Annotated in this window: 13 protein-coding genes; 11 read left to right on the forward strand and 2 right to left on the reverse strand. The window is 64.5% G+C overall.

The annotated features are described in order from the left end of the window. Positions 1–2: 2 nt before the first annotated feature. Entirely contained in the window at positions 3–674 is a 672-nt protein-coding gene (locus tag HYH08_RS18880; RefSeq protein WP_220011295.1) for a hypothetical protein, read from the reverse strand. A gap of 188 nt (positions 675–862) precedes the next feature. Continuing rightward, positions 863–1,987: a response regulator gene (locus HYH08_RS18885; RefSeq protein WP_220011296.1), complete on the reverse strand. Its 1,125-nt coding sequence runs from the start codon at positions 1,985–1,987 to the stop codon at positions 863–865. Between the two features lie 286 nt (positions 1,988–2,273). On the opposite strand from HYH08_RS18885, the gene HYH08_RS18890 reads away from it, so the two are divergent. The 11 genes from HYH08_RS18890 (at position 2,274) to HYH08_RS18940 (ending at position 15,500) form a co-directional block, all read left to right on the forward strand. Next, entirely contained in the window at positions 2,274–2,597 is a 324-nt protein-coding gene (locus tag HYH08_RS18890; protein WP_220011367.1) for an STAS domain-containing protein, read from the forward strand. After that, positions 2,597–2,962, forward strand: coding sequence for a response regulator (locus HYH08_RS18895; protein WP_008142319.1), 366 nt, complete (start codon positions 2,597–2,599; stop codon positions 2,960–2,962). The genes HYH08_RS18890 and HYH08_RS18895 overlap by 1 nt, the downstream gene beginning before the upstream one ends. Continuing rightward, complete coding sequence (locus HYH08_RS18900; RefSeq protein ID WP_220011297.1) at positions 2,959–5,055, forward strand: chemotaxis protein CheA; 2,097 nt, start codon at positions 2,959–2,961, stop codon at positions 5,053–5,055. Before HYH08_RS18895 ends, HYH08_RS18900 begins: the two co-directional genes overlap by 4 nt. Then, a complete protein-coding gene (locus tag HYH08_RS18905; RefSeq protein WP_220011298.1) occupies positions 5,055–5,516 on the forward strand; it encodes a chemotaxis protein CheW in 462 nt (153 codons plus the stop codon). The genes HYH08_RS18900 and HYH08_RS18905 overlap by 1 nt, the downstream gene beginning before the upstream one ends. Positions 5,517–5,553: 37 nt before the next feature. Further along, complete coding sequence (locus HYH08_RS18910; protein WP_220011299.1) at positions 5,554–7,239, forward strand: methyl-accepting chemotaxis protein; 1,686 nt, start codon at positions 5,554–5,556, stop codon at positions 7,237–7,239. 77 nt (positions 7,240–7,316) lie between these two features. Further along, positions 7,317–9,248: a HAMP domain-containing methyl-accepting chemotaxis protein gene (locus HYH08_RS18915; RefSeq protein WP_220011300.1), complete on the forward strand. Its 1,932-nt coding sequence runs from the start codon at positions 7,317–7,319 to the stop codon at positions 9,246–9,248. Positions 9,249–9,310: 62 nt separating this feature from the next. After that, the gene (locus HYH08_RS18920) at positions 9,311–9,799 is read left to right on the forward strand and encodes a chemotaxis protein CheW (RefSeq protein WP_220011301.1); all 489 of its coding nucleotides are present in this window, start codon (positions 9,311–9,313) and stop codon (positions 9,797–9,799) included. Positions 9,800–9,854: 55 nt separating this feature from the next. Continuing rightward, positions 9,855–11,663 carry a methyl-accepting chemotaxis protein gene (locus HYH08_RS18925; RefSeq protein ID WP_220011302.1) on the forward strand — a complete coding sequence of 603 codons (1,809 nt, stop codon included), beginning with the start codon at positions 9,855–9,857 and terminating at the stop codon, positions 11,661–11,663. A gap of 143 nt (positions 11,664–11,806) precedes the next feature. After that, entirely contained in the window at positions 11,807–12,661 is an 855-nt protein-coding gene (locus tag HYH08_RS18930; protein WP_220011303.1) for a CheR family methyltransferase, read from the forward strand. 17 nt (positions 12,662–12,678) lie between these two features. Further along, entirely contained in the window at positions 12,679–13,770 is a 1,092-nt protein-coding gene (locus HYH08_RS18935) for a protein-glutamate methylesterase/protein-glutamine glutaminase (RefSeq protein WP_220011304.1), read from the forward strand. Between the two features lie 5 nt (positions 13,771–13,775). Beyond that, positions 13,776–15,500 (forward strand): chemotaxis protein, encoded by a 1,725-nt coding sequence (locus HYH08_RS18940; protein ID WP_220011305.1) that lies wholly within the window; start codon positions 13,776–13,778, stop codon positions 15,498–15,500. Positions 15,501–15,620 lie beyond the last annotated feature (120 nt).

The raw sequence follows: 15,620 nt of genomic DNA on the forward strand, positions 1-15,620 counted from the left end.
GCCTATTCGAGCCGCAGCAGGCGACCGACGATCGGCGTCGGCGACGAGGTGGCGCTGGCGTCGACCTGGAAGGCATAGCGCTTGGCACCGAGAATGGCGAGATAGCTGCCGCCCGGCGTCAGCGACTTGCCAGCCTTGGCAAAGTCATAGAACTTGCCGCCGACCATGATCTCGCTCTTGAGCGGGATGCTGATGCTGGGCTCCTTGCCGTCGGTGCGCTCGATCACGAGCGTGCTGCCGCTCTTGGCCTGCACCAGCGGGGCCGTGCCGTAGAGCGTCGGCAGCTTGGCAGGCACGCCACCTTTGGCATCCGAGCGCATGGTGCGGAACGTGGTGGCGGCGCTCTGGTTGGCCTCGCGCTCGGACAGCTTTACCGCATTGGTGTCGCAGGGGACCGTTTCCCGCTTGACGTCGCCGAGCTGCACGGTGCTTTGCTCGGCGCCGACCAGCACGACGCCTTCGCTGATGGTCTCGCGGACGCAGGATTTGAGATAGCTGAGCGTCACGCTCGCCTTCGGGCCGAGCTTGATGATCTTGCCCGGCGCCACATAGTCCATGAAGGCGATGCCGTCGACCTTGCCTTGCACGTCCTCGATGATCGCGGCCGGGGTCTCCGCCAAGGCGGGTGCGGCAACACAAAACGCGCCGACAACGGCGCCGATCAGGCTTCTCATGGGTATTCTCATTCCGTTCGACCGATACTCTGCCGGTCCCCGCCCTGATCCAATGCTTAGCATCGGAGCGCCCAGGCATGTGTGACCAGAATCACTCTTGGTTATTGGTGCCACTTTAGCAGCAACAGGTTCAAACCGGCGGCCGGAGAAAACAGAGCTGCGGCAAGCTCTTGCCCGGATTGACGAGGTCAGTCGGCCGGAATGGCCTGGACCGGACGGCTCTCAGCCGCACTCTCTATATCAGGAACGAGTGTGGCCTCGGTTTTCTGGAATGGCGTCACCTGCTGCCCGGCGGCGATCTCCACGACCTCGCTCCAGCGCGACAGAAAGGCTTCGACGCAGGCCGGGTCGAACTGCCGGCCCTGGTTCTCGACCAGATAGTTGCGGGCGACGTCCAGCGGCATCGGCTCTTTATATGGCCGCCGTGTCGTCAGGGCGTCGAACACGTCGGCGACCGCCACCACGCGGGCGGCAACCGGTATCTCCTCCGCCTTCAGGCCGTTCGGATAGCCGGCGCCGTCCCAGCGCTCATGGTGGCCTGCGGCAATCTGCGCCCCGAGCTGGATCAGCTCGCAGCTGGAGTCCGCCAGGATCCTCTCGCCGATGGTCGCATGGGTGCGGATGACGGCCATCTCCTCGTCGGTGAGCTTGCCGGGCTTGAGCAGGATCTTGTCGGGAATGGCGACCTTGCCGACGTCGTGCAGGGGCGCGGCGAGATAGATGTCGCGGCAGAGGCGGGGCGGCAGGCCGAGCTCTTCGGCGATGATACGGCTGTAGCGGGCAACCCGCAGCGTGTGCTCGCCGGTGTCGTTGTCGCGGTATTCGACCGCGAGCGCCAGCCGCAGGATGATCTCCTCCTCGCGCTCGCCGAGTTTCCGGGTTGCTGCCGCGACGGCACTCGCAAGATCGGCAGCGCGGTCGTTCTGCTTGCGCACGGCTGCACCAAGGCGCACCAAATTCCGGAGGCGCACCGTCATCTCGACGCTCTGCGGTGCCTTCGGCAGGAAATCGGTTGCACCAGCCTGCAGCGCTTCCATCTTCACGTCGTCGGTCTGGCGCGAGGTGATCATCGCGATCGGAATATCGGCGCAGCCGGGCAACGTGCGGAAGGTGCGGATGAAGCTGATGCCGTCCATGTGCGGCATCTCATAGTCGACCAGCACGAGATCGAACACGCGCTCGCGCGCACAAGCCAGCGCGTCCACGGGGTCGAGAAAGCTCGTGACCTCGACGAGGCCGTCCGCTTCGATATGACGTGTCAGGAAGTTGAGGACAGAGCGGCTGTCATCAACCAGAAGCGCTTGGGTCAGCATCGGCGGCCGGACTGTTCGGATGGCGAAGCATGACCTCAACAAGTAGCCGTTGCGATTTAACGCGAAGCAAACGTTTCGCCTGCGGCGAACTGACTCAAGACTGCGCACAACGCATGAGATTTGAGCGGGCTATGCACGGATGCATGCGGACGCGAAGTTATTCGATATGTGACCCGTAGTTGTACGGGGGTGCCCATTAGGGGTTTGAACACTCTCCATAACGAATAGTCGTCGCGCGGGATTCGCGTCGCGCGTGCAGCGCATCCTGAGGAAATTTGGGGGACGAATGTCGTCTGATGCTACGGAGTCGAAGTGGTCCCTGCGGCTGCCTGCCGACTGCAGCATTGCTGCGATCCGCAGTGTCTATGATCTGATCCGCGAAGCTTTCGGCCGGCAGGACCGGCTGGAGATCGACTGTTCGAGCGTCGACAAGGCCGACGTGACCTCGATCCAGCTTCTGCTGTCAGCTGCCAAGACCGGCGATGCCCAGGGCCGCCCGGTGGTGCTCACATCCTTTTCCCAGTCTTTGCGTAACACCCTTCGCCGCGCCGGCTTCGCCAGCGATGCGATGATCGATCAGCATTTCCCGCAAAAGAAAGATGGCATCTAATGGCCACGATTCTCACGGTCGACGACTCCCCCAGCATCCGCCAGATGATCAAGGTCGTGCTCGAGCCGGCCGGTCACAACGTGATCGAGGCCGGCGACGGCGCGCAAGGGCTCGCCAAGGCTCAGGCCGGCAAGCTCGATCTCGTCATCACCGACCTTAATATGCCTGTCATGAACGGGCTGGAGCTGATCCGGGCGCTGCGCAAGCTGCCGAGCGCGGTCGGCATGCCGATCGTGTTCCTGACCACCGAGTCGAATGACACGGTGAAGCAAGAGGCCAAGAGCGCGGGCGCCACCGGCTGGATCACCAAGCCGTTCAAGCCCGAGCAGCTGCTCGCTGTCGTCGGCAAGCTGGTGCGTGCATGAGCACGATGGACCCGACCGAGGTCTTTCGCCAGGAAGCCAGCGAGCTGTTCGAGGTCCTGGAAGGGGCGCTGCTCGATCTCGGCCAGCGTCCCGACGACCGCGAGCTGGTCGATTCGGCCTTCCGCGCCCTGCATACGATCAAGGGCTCGGGCGCCATGTTCGGCTTCGACAAGGTCGCCTCGTTCACCCACGAATTCGAGACCGCCTTCGACCGCGTCCGCAAGGGCGAGATCAAGCCGACCCAGGAGCTCATCTCGGTCGCGCTCGCCGCCAAGGACTATATCCGCGCCCTGATCGAGGATCCGCAGTCGACCGACGACATCATCGGCGAAGGCATTCTGGACGACCTCAAGCGCTACGTTTTCCCCGATCAGGCCGTCGTCCCGGTGGTCGTGGTCGCCGAGGCGCCATCGCTCGCGCCGGCCGAGAGCCAGCAGGCCGGCTGGCATCTCTATCTGGAATTCGAATCCCACATCCTCCGCAATGGCTCGAACCCGCTCGACCTGCTGGAAGACCTCTGCAAGCTCGGCCCGTGCTTCGTCGTTCCCGTGACCGACGGCATCCCGTTCCTCGACGAGATGGAGCCCGAAGACTGCTATCTGAAGTGGGACGTCAAGCTGCACGCGGCCTGCACCAAAGACGCGATCGACGACGTCTTCATGTTCGTCTCGGACGAGATGAAGCTGACGCTGTCGCCACTCGAGCAGGTCGAGGCGCCCGCGCCTGCGCCGGTGTTCCAGCTCCTTGATGAGGAGCCGGCCCCGGCAGCCGAGATGCCGGCGCCGGTGGTCGAAGTTGTTCCTGCGCCCGCCGTCGAGCAGCCCGTCGCAAAGCCCGAGTTGAAGTCCGAGTCAAAGCCGGAAGCAAAGTCCGAAGCCAAATCGGAAGTTAAGTCCGAAGTTAAGCAGGATCGCGGCATCGCCACCGTCCGCGTCCAGGCCGAGCGCCTCGACGAATTGATGGACCGGGTCGGCGAACTCGTCATCGCCCAGGCGCGGCTGAGTCAGCTCGCCGCCTCCGGCTCCGATCTCTCGATCAAGATGATCGCCGAGGAAATCGAGCGTCTCGCCTCGTCCTTGCGCGACACCACGATGGGCGCGCGCATGGTGCCGATCGGCTCGCTGTTCGGTCGCTTCCGCCGCCTGGTGCACGATCTGTCCCGCGATCTGTCCAAGCCGGTCGATTTCGTCACCTCGGGTGAGGACACCGAGCTCGACAAGACCATGATCGAGTGCCTGGCCGATCCGCTGGTGCACCTGATCCGCAACGCCATCGACCACGGCATCGAGGACACCGCGACCCGCTCCGCCAACGGCAAGACCGAGCAGGGCCGGATCGAGCTCGCTGCCGTTCATTCCGGCGCGCAGGTGCTCGTCACCGTCAAGGACAATGGTGGTGGCCTCAACACTGCGCGCATCCGCGCCAAGGCCGAAGAGCAGGGCCTGATCGCGGCCGGCGCCGTGCTGACCGACCACGAGATCCACCAGTTCCTGTTCCACCCGGGCTTTTCGACCGCACAGACCATCTCGGCGCTGTCAGGCCGCGGCGTCGGCATGGACGTGGTCAAGCGCACCATCGAGAACATGCGCGGCACGATCGACCTGTCGACCAAGCCGGGCCAGGGCACGACCGTGACGCTGCGCCTGCCGCTGACGCTTGCGATCATCGAAGGCCTTTTGATCCGCGTCGGCGAGGGCCGCTACATCATTCCGCTGTCGGCGGTGGAGGAATGCATCGAGTTGACGGCCGAGGACGAGCGCTCCCGCGGCCGCAACTTCCTCAACGTGCGCGGCAACCTCGTCCCGTTCCTGCGCCTGCGCGAGATCATGACCGCGTCGGGCACGCCCGACCGGCATCAGAAGACCATCATCATCTCGACCGGCGAGACCCATGTCGGTCTGGTCGCCGACCAGATCATCGGCAACCACCAGACCGTGATCAAATCGCTCTCCAAGCTGCACTCCGACGTCACGATCTTCTCCGGCGCGACCATCCTGGGTGACGGCACGGCGGCGCTGATCCTCGACGTCGCGCAGCTCGTCGCGCTGGCGCAGTCGAGGGTCGAGAAGCAGCACATCAGCGAGGCGGCGTGATGAACGACGGATTGGCGCGCGAACAGCAGGCCGACGCGATGCAGGTCGTGATGATCGGCCTCGGCGAGGAGAAATTTGCGCTCGATGCGGGGCTCGTGCGCGAGATCATCGATCCCGTGCCGGTGACGAAAGTGGCGGGCGCGCGGGCTTTCGTTCCCAGCGTCATCAACGTGCGCGGTAACGTCATTCCCCTCGCTGACCTGCGCATCCGCTTCGGCATGCCGCAGCTCGACGACTCTGCCGAGACCCGCATCGTCGTCATCGAGCTCCAGCTCGACGGCGAGCCGGTGCTGGTCGGCGTCACCGCCGACAAGGTCTACGAGGTCACGGAGATATCGCAGACCGACGTGCAGCAGACGCCGCGCGTCGGCATGCACTGGAAGCCGGAGTTCATCCGCTTCATCGCGAAGTGGCGTGAAGAGTTCGTCATCGTTCCCAACATGGAACGCATCCTGAATTAAACGGGGTCTCGGGGGCGAGACCGGGTAGGGGCTGGACATGAGATTTACGGTCAAGGCGAAGCTGGCAAGTGCCTTTGGTGCGATCATCGTCTTGTCGATGGTCGCGGGCGGCGTAGCCTATCTCAAGCTCACCGACATGATTGTCAGCTCGGAGAATCTGATCGGGCGCGCCGCGCGTATGCAGAAGGCTGCCCAGATCGAGATCAATCTGATGGCCCAGGTCCGCGCCGAGAAGAATGCGATCATCGCTCCGGACAACGATGTCGACGGATTCGTGGCCGAGATCCCCAAGCTTCGCGAAACCAACATCAAGATGCGCGATGAGGTTCACGCCATCGCCAGCGAGGGCGGCAAGCGGCTTCTCGAAAAATATGCAGCGACCTACGAGAAGCTGAACAGCGAGCAGGACCAGACGATCAAGCTGATCAAGACGGACCGTGCCCGCGCGGCCGATCGAACGATCCACGAGGGTCGCAAGGCGATTTCGGAAGCCGTGGAGGCAATCGACGCCTACCTCGCGTATACGCGCAAAGCCTTGGGTGACGAGGCCGAGGCCTCACGCGCCGAAGCAAGCCGCGGTCAGATGATCGTGCTGGTGCTCGTCGGCATCTCCCTGATCGTGGCGATTCTTGCTGCGCTCTGGATCTCCCTCAGCATCAGCCGTTCCTTGAGCCGCGCGGTCGGACTTGCGGGCGCGGTTGCGGAGGGCGATCTGACGCAAACCATTCCGTCCGCCAGCAACGACGAGATCGGCGACCTCATCAGGTCGCTCAACGCGATGGTCGAGAAGCTGCAACAGGTCGTCTCCGAAGCCCTGACTGCCGCGCAGAACGTTTCGGCCGGCAGCCAGGAACTGTCCTCCAGCGCCGAGCAGCTCTCTCAGGGTGCCACGGAGCAAGCCTCCTCGGCGGAGGAAGCCTCTTCCTCGATGGAGGAAATGGCTTCGAACGTGAAACAGAACGCCGACAATGCCAGCCAGACTGAGGCCATCGCCGCCCGCTCGGCCAAGGATGCCGAGGCATCGGGCGCTGCCGTCGGCCGCGCGGTGGGCGCCATGCAGACGATCGCCGAGAAGATCACGATCGTCCAGGAGATCGCGCGCCAGACGGATCTGCTCGCCCTGAATGCGGCCGTGGAAGCGGCCCGCGCCGGCGAGCACGGCAAAGGCTTCGCCGTGGTGGCTTCCGAGGTGCGCAAGCTTGCCGAGCGCAGCCAGGCAGCCGCCGCCGAAATCGGCACCCTCTCGACCGAGACCGTCAAGGCCGCTCAAGAAGCGGGCGAGATGCTCGGCAAGCTCGTCCCCGACATTAAGAAGACTGCCGAACTGGTGCAGGAAATCACCGCAGCCTGCCGCGAGCAGGATGTGGGCTCCTCTCAGATCAACCAGGCGATTCAGCAGCTCGATAAGGTCGGTCAGCAGAACGCCAGCGCCTCCGAGCAGGTGTCCTCCACGTCCGAGGAACTCGCGTCTCAGGCGGAGCAGTTACAGTCCACGATCTCCTTCTTCCGAATCGAAGATTCGGGTCGCAAGACCAAGGTACCGGCCGAGGAGGTTGACCGGGCGGTGGGGCAGTTGCGGGCCAAGGCGGCCAAAATGGCAGCGGTCGAGCGGGGCAACAAAGCCCCGGCAAAGACCGGACGGGCCAAGAAGGTGGTCGGTGGCGGCTTCGCATTCGACATGGAAGACGGCGGCGACGAGCGCGACGCGGAATTCCAGCGGTAGACGGTTTGGGAGGTGCGGTCCGTATGGCTCACCTTCCAACAACAAAAACCGGGGATGGACCCCGAAGGAATAGGAATATGCGATTCACCATCAAGGCCAAGCTGGCGTGTGCATTCGGTGCCATCCTCCTGCTGTCGATGATCGCGGGAGGCATCGCATATCTGAAGCTCAGCGATCTGGCTGCGACCACCGAGGTCGTGATCGGGGCCGCGGGGCGCTCGAGCAAGGCCGGCGAGCTTGAACGCAGCTTGCTGCTGCAGGTGCGAGCCGAGAAGAACGCCATTTTGGCGCAGTCGGATGCGGATGTGGAGCGATATAGCGCCGAGGTCCGCAGGCTCCGCGAGGAACTGGTCAAGACGAAGGACGGGATCTACGCGACGGCCACGGAGACCGGACGCAAGATGCTCGACCGATTCTCCACGCTTTACACGACGCTGAACACCGCCGAAGACGAAGTTCTCAGACTGGCCCGCTCGGACAAGGCAAGGGCAATGGAGCTGTCGAGCGGCGAGGTTCGCCGCGCCGTGACCGAAGCAAGTCACGCGCTGGATGAGTATCTCGAATTCCTCAAGAAGCTGATGGCGGATCGGGCTGATGAAGCCCGCGCGGAGAGCAGCCGCGCGCAGACGGTGCTGATTAGCATCGTCATCGTCTCGTTGCTGCTCGGCGCTGCCGCCGCCACCTTCATTGCATTGAGCATCAGCCGCTCCCTGATGCGCGCCGTCGGTCTCGCAAACGCCGTCGCGATCGGCGACCTCGGACAGAAGATCGAGGTCAAGAGCAATGACGAGGTGGGAGATCTCGTCAAATCGCTGAACGGGATGACTGCGAACCTGAATGCGACCGCGGCAATCGCCGACGAGATCGCGCAGGGCAACCTCGCCGTGGAAGCCAAACGTCTGTCCGACAAGGATGTCCTCGGCATCGCGCTGGAGCGGATGATCACTGGCCTGAATGCCAACGCCGAGATCGCCAACGAGATCTCGCAGGGCAACCTCACGATCGAAGCCAAGCGCCTTTCCGACAAGGACAAGCTCGGCATTGCGCTGGAAACGATGGTTGAGCGGCTCAGGCAGATCGTGACCGAAGCGATCACCGCCGCCCAGAACGTCTCGGCCGGCAGCCAGGAGCTCTCCGCCAGCGCCGAGCAGCTGTCGCAGGGCGCGACCGAGCAGGCCTCGTCGGCGGAGGAAGCCTCTTCGTCGATGGAGGAAATGGCTTCCAACGTGAAGCAGAATGCCGACAACGCCAACCAGACCGAGCAGATCGCAGCGCAGTCGGCCAAGGACGCCGAAGCCAGCGGTGCCGCGGTCGGCCGTGCGGTGCAGGCGATGCAGACGATTGCCGAGAAGATCACCATCGTCCAGGAGATCGCCCGCCAGACCGACCTGCTTGCTCTGAACGCCGCGGTCGAGGCCGCCCGCGCCGGCGAGCATGGCAAAGGCTTTGCGGTGGTTGCTTCCGAGGTGCGCAAGCTTGCCGAGCGCAGCCAGGCGGCTGCGGCTGAAATCGGGACGCTTTCGACGGAGACCGTGAAGGTCGCCCAGGAGGCGGGGGGCATGCTGTCAAAGCTCGTGCCCGACATCAAGAAGACCGCCGATCTCGTCCAGGAGATCACCGCAGCCTGCCGAGAGCAGGATGTCGGCGCCTCGCAGATCAACCAGGCGATCCAGCAGCTCGACAAGGTCGGCCAGCAGAACGCCAGCGCCTCCGAGCAGGTGTCATCGACATCGGAAGAGCTCGCCTCTCAGGCCGAGCAGCTGCAGTCGACCATCTCGTTCTTCCGGATCGAGCAAACCGCGCGTCACGGGAAGCCGGCGCATGCGGAGGTCGAGCATGCCGTCGGCCAGCTGCGCGCCAAGGCGGCCAAGATGGCAGCGGCCGATCGCGGCAACAGGAAGCCCGCCTCGAAGCCTGCGCGGGCTCTGAAAGTTGCCGGCGGCGGAGGCGGCTTCGCCTTCGACATGGACGATGCCGACGATGATCGCGACGCGGAATTCCAGCGCTAACCAGCGTGTCCGGCCGCTGCCGGACCCGCTTCCCGGATACACCTGACCGAGTGGACTGCATCATGGCCGCAACCTCGCAATATCTGACGCTCGGGCTCGCCGGCGAGACGTTCGGCATCAGCATCCGCAACGTTCGTGAGATCCTGGACATGCGGCCGATCTCGCGGCTGCCGCATGCGCCGAACTTCCTGCTCGGCATGATCGACGTGCGCGGGGCCGGCTATCCGATCGTCGACCTCAGGACCAAGCTCGGCCTTCCGGCCGTGGCCGCGACCGAGGCGACTCGCATCATCATCCTCGACGTGCCGATGAAGGACCGCCTGGTCGGCGTCGGCTTCGTCGCCGATTGCGTGTTCGAGGTCACCGACATCGACGAGCAGGCGATCGAGCCGATCCCCGAGGTCGGCGGCAAATGGCAGTCCGACTATGCCGCCGGCATCGGCCGCAAGGGCGAGAAATTCGTGGTGATCTTCGACCTCGCCAAGCTGATGGCGAATGACGAGATCCCGGAAGGACGTGACGTGGCCGCGGATTCGTCCCGCGCCGCCTGAGTTTGTAAGTGCGTGAGCAAGCGTAAGTACCTTAATTCGAACCAACGAGACTGACATGAGATTCACCGTCAAGGCCAAGCTTGCCAGCGCATTCGGCGTCGTCATCCTGCTCTCCATGATCGCCGGCGCGGTCGGATATCTGAAGCTGGCCGACATGGTCAATTCCTCCGAACTCCTGCTCGCTCGTTCGGGCCGCATGGAGAAGGCCGCGGACCTCAAGGAGGGTATCCTCATGATGGTGCGTTCGGAGAAAAACTCGATTCTTGCAACCTCGGACGTCGAATACGAGCAATTCGTGGCCGATCTCGCCAAGAATCGCGATGCCCTGACCAAGAGCAAGGACGAAATTCAGGCTGCTGCCGTCAGCGAAACCGGCAAGAAACTGATGGAGAGTTTCTCCGCTGCTTTCGCCAGGCTGAATGCGTATCAGGAAGAGACAGTCAGACTCGCGAAAACCGACAAGCTGAAGGCGCTGGATCGCTCCATGCATGACGGCCGCAAGGTCGTCGCGGACGCCATCGAGGCCGCCGACAATTATATCAAGAACAACAAGAAGAACATGACCGAGCAGGCTGAGCAGGCCAGGCAGGACGGCGCCCGCGCCGAGATGCTGCTGATGAGCCTTGTCATCGCCTCGCTGCTGATCGCGGTGGTCGCGGCGACCTGGATCGCGCTCAGCATCAGCCGCGCCCTGGCCCAGGCGGTGGGCCTTGCCGACGCCGTGGCGATCGGCGATCTCAGCCACAAGATCGAGTCCTCCAGCAATGACGAGATCGGCGATCTCATCAAGTCGCTGAACGCGATGACGGTGAACCTGAATGCGACGGCCGCGCTGGCCAACAAGATCGCGCAGGGGGACCTCACGGTCGAAGCCAAGCCGTTGTCGGACAAGGATACGCTCGGCCTCGCGCTCGAACGGATGGTGGAGAAGCTTCGCCAGATCGTGTCGGAAGCCCTAACCGCCGCGCAGAACGTCTCGGCGGGCAGCCAGGAGCTCTCCGCGAGCGCCGAGCAGCTCTCGCAGGGCGCCACCGAGCAGGCCTCGTCCGCCGAGGAGGCCTCGTCCTCGATGGAGGAGATGGCCTCGAACGTGAAGCAGAACGCCGACAACGCCAATCAGACCGAGAAGATCGCTGCGCAGTCGGCCAAGGACGCCGAGGCGAGCGGTGCCGCGGTCGGCCGCGCCGTAAACGCGATGCAGACCATCGCCGAGAAGATCACGATCGTGCAGGAGATCGCGCGCCAGACCGACCTGCTAGCGCTCAACGCCGCGGTCGAGGCCGCGCGCGCCGGCGAGCACGGCAAGGGCTTTGCCGTGGTCGCCTCCGAAGTGCGCAAGCTCGCCGAGCGCAGCCAGGCGGCCGCCGCCGAGATCGGCACGCTCTCGGCCGAAACCGTGAAGGTCGCGCAGGAAGCGGGCTCCATGCTCTCCAAGCTCGTCCCCGACATCAAGCGGACGGCGGAACTGGTCGAAGAGATCACCGCGGCCTGCCGCGAGCAGGACGTCGGCTCGGCCCAGATCAACCAGGCCATTCAGCAGCTCGACAAGGTCGGCCAGCAGAATGCCAGCGCATCCGAGCAGGTGTCCTCGACTTCGGAGGAACTCGCCTCGCAGGCCGAGCAGCTCCAGTCGACCATTGCCTACTTCCGGATCAATCAGGGCGTGAAGAGCCAGGCTCCGGCGCCGATCGATCGCGCCGTCAACCAACTGCGCGCCAAGGCGGCCACCATGGCGGCGGCCGAGCGACCGGCTCGTAAGCCGCAGGCCAAACCGGCGCGCGCGATGAAGGCTGCTGCCGGCGGCGGCTTTGCCTTCGACCTGAACGACGGCGAAGACGATCGCGACGCCGAATTCCAGCGCTAAGACCGTTCCAAGGGATCGGCCTGCCATTCACCAGCGGGCCGATCTTTCCTCGTTGACCAGCGCAAACGCGTAGGATTCAAGATGGCCCGTTCGGCCCGACATTCAGTGCAGGCGGCGGCCATCCCGGATGGGGGCATGCAGCGATGATGCCCGCCGTACAGGATACGGCCGTCCATCTGTCGGACCGCCACTTCCGGACCATCGCCGAATTGATCGAGGGCCAGGTCGGCATCAAGCTGCCGCAGGGCAAGCGGCTGATGCTGGAAGGACGCTTGCACAAGCGCGTGCGTGCGCTGAATTTCTCAGACCTCAACGAATATGTCGAGAATCTGTTCGAGGCCGAGCATTTCGACACCGAGCTCACGCATCTCATCGACGTGGTGACGACCAACAAGACCGATTTCTTCCGCGAGCCGCAACACTTTGCCTTCATGCGCGACGTCGCGATTCCGGCCTTGCTCAAGCTGCATGGGCGCAACAGTGCCAGCCTGAAGATCTGGAGTTCAGCGAGCTCCACGGGGATGGAAGCCTACACCACCGCGATGGTGCTGGACGACATGACGCGGAACGGCTCGCGCTTCCAGTACCGCATTCTCGGAACCGATATCTCGACGGCGGTGCTCCGTCTCGCCAAAACCGCGATCTATACCCGCGACGTCCTCGCGCCAGTGCCCGAGCCCTTCGTGAAGCGCTATTTCCTGTCGTCGCGGGACAAGGCGCGCGGCGAGGTGCGGGTGGTGCCGGAATTACGGCGGATGACGCATTTCATGCGGATGAACCTGATGGATACGTCTTATCCGGTAGACCGGGACGTCGACATCATCTTCTGCCGCAACGTGCTGATCTATTTTGACAAGCCGACGCAGCGAAAGGTCGTCGAGCAGCTTTGCAATCATCTGCGTCCGGGAGGATATTTGCTGGTCGGACACTCCGAGTCGATGGTTCACAGTGCCGTTCCGGGGCTGAAGCAGGTTCAGCCGACCATTTTCCAAGTCTGATTGGGGGCACGTTCAACATGCCGAGGGAGAAAGTTCGCGTACTGATCGTGGACGATTCGGCGTCGGTGCGCCAAATCCTTCAGACGATCCTGAACGAGGATCCGGATATCGAGGTGATGGGCACGGCGTCCGATCCGTTCGTGGCGGCAAAGCGTCTCCAGGACGAGATTCCCGATGTCATGATTCTCGACCTCGAGATGCCGCGCATGGATGGCATGACGTTCCTGCGCAAGATCATGGCGCAGCGGCCGATCCCGGTCATCATCTGCTCTTCGCTCACCGAGGAAGGCTCGAACGTGATGTTCGAGGCGTTCGAGGCCGGCGCCGTCGACATCGTTCCCAAGCCTAAGATCGACACGCGACAGGCGTTGCTCGAATGCTCGACGCGTTTGCGCGAAGCCGTGAAGTCGGCGGCGCGCGCACGTGTGCGGCCGCGGACGGAACGACGGGTGATCGAGAAGAAGTTGACGGCCGACGCTATCATCCCCCCGCCGGTGCAGGGCAAGGTGCGGCCGACGACGGAACGCATCGTGTGCATTGGAGCCTCGACCGGCGGGACCGAAGCGCTCAACGACGTGCTCGAGATGTTGCCGCCGCACTGTCCGCCGATCGTGATCGTCCAGCACATGCCGGCCGGCTTCACCGCGGCCTTCGCCAAGCGTCTCGATGGCGTCTGCCAGATCCACGTCAAGGAGGCGGAGGATGGCGAGACCGTGCTGCCTGGCTGGGCCTATATCGCGCCGGGCGCCCGTCACATGCTGCTGCAGCGCATCGGCCTGCGCTACCAGATCGCGATCAAGGACGGCCCGCCGGTGTCGCGGCATCGCCCGTCGGTCGACGTGCTGTTCCGCTCGGCGGCCCAGCATGCCGGCGCCAATGCGCTCGGCGTCATCATGACCGGCATGGGCGACGACGGCGCGCGCGGCATGCTGGAGATGCGCAGGCTCGGCGCCGCGACGCGGGCGCAGGACGAGGACAGCTGCGTGGTGTTCGGCATGCCCAAGGAAGCCATCGCCCATGGCGGCGTGGAGAAGGTCGTCTCGCTGAACCTGATCCCGCGCGAGATCATGCTCTGGTACCAGACCGGGCACGTGGCGGCGGCAGGTTGATCGTCATGTCAGCCATTCCCGCCAACACGCTGACGGAGGCGACCGTCGCGATCGAACAGGTCTCGTCGCGGATCGAGGACGTGTTCGCGCGGGTCGGCCAGGAGCTCGGGCGCGGCCACCTCATCTTTGGGGAGTTGAACCAGGGCCTCGCGACGCTCTCGCAGGAGCTTTCCGGCGCCGAGATCGAGGGCGCCGCGACCGCGTTGCAGGAGATCTCGGCGCGGCTTAGCGAGCTCGCAGAGGCGCTGCCGGCCGAGAGCGCGCTGCTGGCCACGATCGGCACCAGCACGGCGGAAGCGTCCGCGCTGCTCAAGCCGCTGTTCAAGCATATCGGGATGATCACGATCATCGCGCGCAGCGCCCGGATCGAGGCGGCCTCGCTCGACGGCGATCGCGAGGGCTTTCTCGCCTTCACGCAGGAGGCCTATGACCTCGGCAAGGCTGTGCAGGGCTCGATCGAGGGCTGCGCGAAAGACCAGCAGGGGCTGTCAGAAGCGGTTGCCACGGCGTCCGGCCGGCAGAAGGAATTCGAGAGCCGCTACGGAAAGCAATTGGTGTCGGAAAGCGCCGAGCTCGGCGCGGCCTATTCCGGATTGCGCGACCAGCGCCGCAACAGCAGGCAGCTCGCTGACCTCGCAAGCGCCAGCACAAGGAAGATCGCCGAGGCGGTCGGCAGCGCGATCATCTCGTTGCAAGCCGGTGACAGCACGCGTCAGCGCCTCGAGCATGTCTGTCACGGTCTCGGCCTTGCGGCGGGAACCGGCCCGAGCCTCGTTCCCGGTGCAGTCGCCAGCGACGACGGTGCGCGCGCGATCTGCCAGTTGCAGGCGGCGTTGCTCAGGGACGCCCAGCGCGAGTTCGGCGGCGATATCGGCCAGATCGTCCGCGCGCTGACTGCCATCCTGCATGACGCGGGCAGCGTGGTCCGTCATGGCCGCACGCTGTTCGGCGGGGAGGATGGCGGCTCGTCGTCATTCCTGACGCGCATCAAGCAGACGCTCGCCCATGCCTCAACCCTGATTGCCACCTGCGAAGGCGCCGGCCGCGCGGTCGACGAGGCGCTGGCCATCGTCGAGGACACGCTGACGAAGTTTCGTGAGGCCATTGCCGGGCTCGCCGAGGCCACCGTCGACATCACGCTGATCGGCATGAATGCCGGTCTCAAGGCGAGCCATCTCGGCAGCCGCGGCAGCGCCTTCGTCGTGATCGCCAACGAGCTCAAGGCAACCGCCGATCAGGTCTCTGCGGGCGCAGCGCGCTTGCGGCCCGTGCTCGACGGCATCGAGCGTTCGGCAAAAGAGCTGAGAGAGCTCCGTGTGCAGGGCGATCCCGCGCAGCTTGCCAAGCTCGAGCCGCAGATCCTCCAGGCGCTCCGCGAGGTAGAGGTCGGCAACGAGCGGCTCGACAGGCTGATGAGGCGCCTCGTCGACGAGGGCGCGGAATTCGAAGGCCTGATGAACTCCGCGCAGGGCCAGATGACCACGCTCGGCGAGGGCTCTGCAACATTGCCCGCGGTTGCCACGCGGCTCGAGACCGCCAGCTCCGGTGCGGAGCCGCCGCAGCCGGAGGTGCAGGATCAGGCGATGCTGGACGATCTCTTCGTGCGCTACACGATGGAGCGCGAGCGGGACGTCCACCGCGAATTCTTGCAGACGCTTGGGCTGGCATCGACTGCGACCACGCGTGTCGTGGCGATCGAGGCCGCGGATGACGGCATAGAGTTGTTTTGACGTTCCTCGCCGGCATCGCCTCGTGCGTCGGCGTCAATTTGAAGGGACGGCTTTGCAGGGTGTTAACCGTGGCGAAATGCTTACCGCGCCGGTCATTGTCGCGCCCCACAGTTGGTTGCA

The organism is Bradyrhizobium sp. BR 10289 (assembly GCF_019455385.1).
Lineage (GTDB): Bacteria > Pseudomonadota > Alphaproteobacteria > Rhizobiales > Xanthobacteraceae > Bradyrhizobium.

Excerpts from the sequence above, each read along its gene's own strand:
- HYH08_RS18880 (WP_220011295.1), bottom strand. The coding sequence starts at position 674 with ATGAGAAGCCTGATCGGCGCCGTTGTCGGCGCGTTTTGTGTTGCCGCA.
- HYH08_RS18885 (WP_220011296.1), bottom strand. The coding sequence starts at position 1,987 with ATGCTGACCCAAGCGCTTCTGGTTGATGACAGCCGCTCTGTCCTCAAC.
- HYH08_RS18890 (WP_220011367.1), top strand. The coding sequence starts at position 2,274 with ATGTCGTCTGATGCTACGGAGTCGAAGTGGTCCCTGCGGCTGCCTGCC.
- HYH08_RS18895 (WP_008142319.1), top strand. The coding sequence starts at position 2,597 with ATGGCCACGATTCTCACGGTCGACGACTCCCCCAGCATCCGCCAGATG.
- HYH08_RS18900 (WP_220011297.1), top strand. The coding sequence starts at position 2,959 with ATGAGCACGATGGACCCGACCGAGGTCTTTCGCCAGGAAGCCAGCGAG.
- HYH08_RS18905 (WP_220011298.1), top strand. The coding sequence starts at position 5,055 with ATGAACGACGGATTGGCGCGCGAACAGCAGGCCGACGCGATGCAGGTC.
- HYH08_RS18910 (WP_220011299.1), top strand. The coding sequence starts at position 5,554 with ATGAGATTTACGGTCAAGGCGAAGCTGGCAAGTGCCTTTGGTGCGATC.
- HYH08_RS18915 (WP_220011300.1), top strand. The coding sequence starts at position 7,317 with ATGCGATTCACCATCAAGGCCAAGCTGGCGTGTGCATTCGGTGCCATC.
- HYH08_RS18920 (WP_220011301.1), top strand. The coding sequence starts at position 9,311 with ATGGCCGCAACCTCGCAATATCTGACGCTCGGGCTCGCCGGCGAGACG.
- HYH08_RS18925 (WP_220011302.1), top strand. The coding sequence starts at position 9,855 with ATGAGATTCACCGTCAAGGCCAAGCTTGCCAGCGCATTCGGCGTCGTC.
- HYH08_RS18930 (WP_220011303.1), top strand. The coding sequence starts at position 11,807 with ATGATGCCCGCCGTACAGGATACGGCCGTCCATCTGTCGGACCGCCAC.
- HYH08_RS18935 (WP_220011304.1), top strand. The coding sequence starts at position 12,679 with ATGCCGAGGGAGAAAGTTCGCGTACTGATCGTGGACGATTCGGCGTCG.
- HYH08_RS18940 (WP_220011305.1), top strand. The coding sequence starts at position 13,776 with ATGTCAGCCATTCCCGCCAACACGCTGACGGAGGCGACCGTCGCGATC.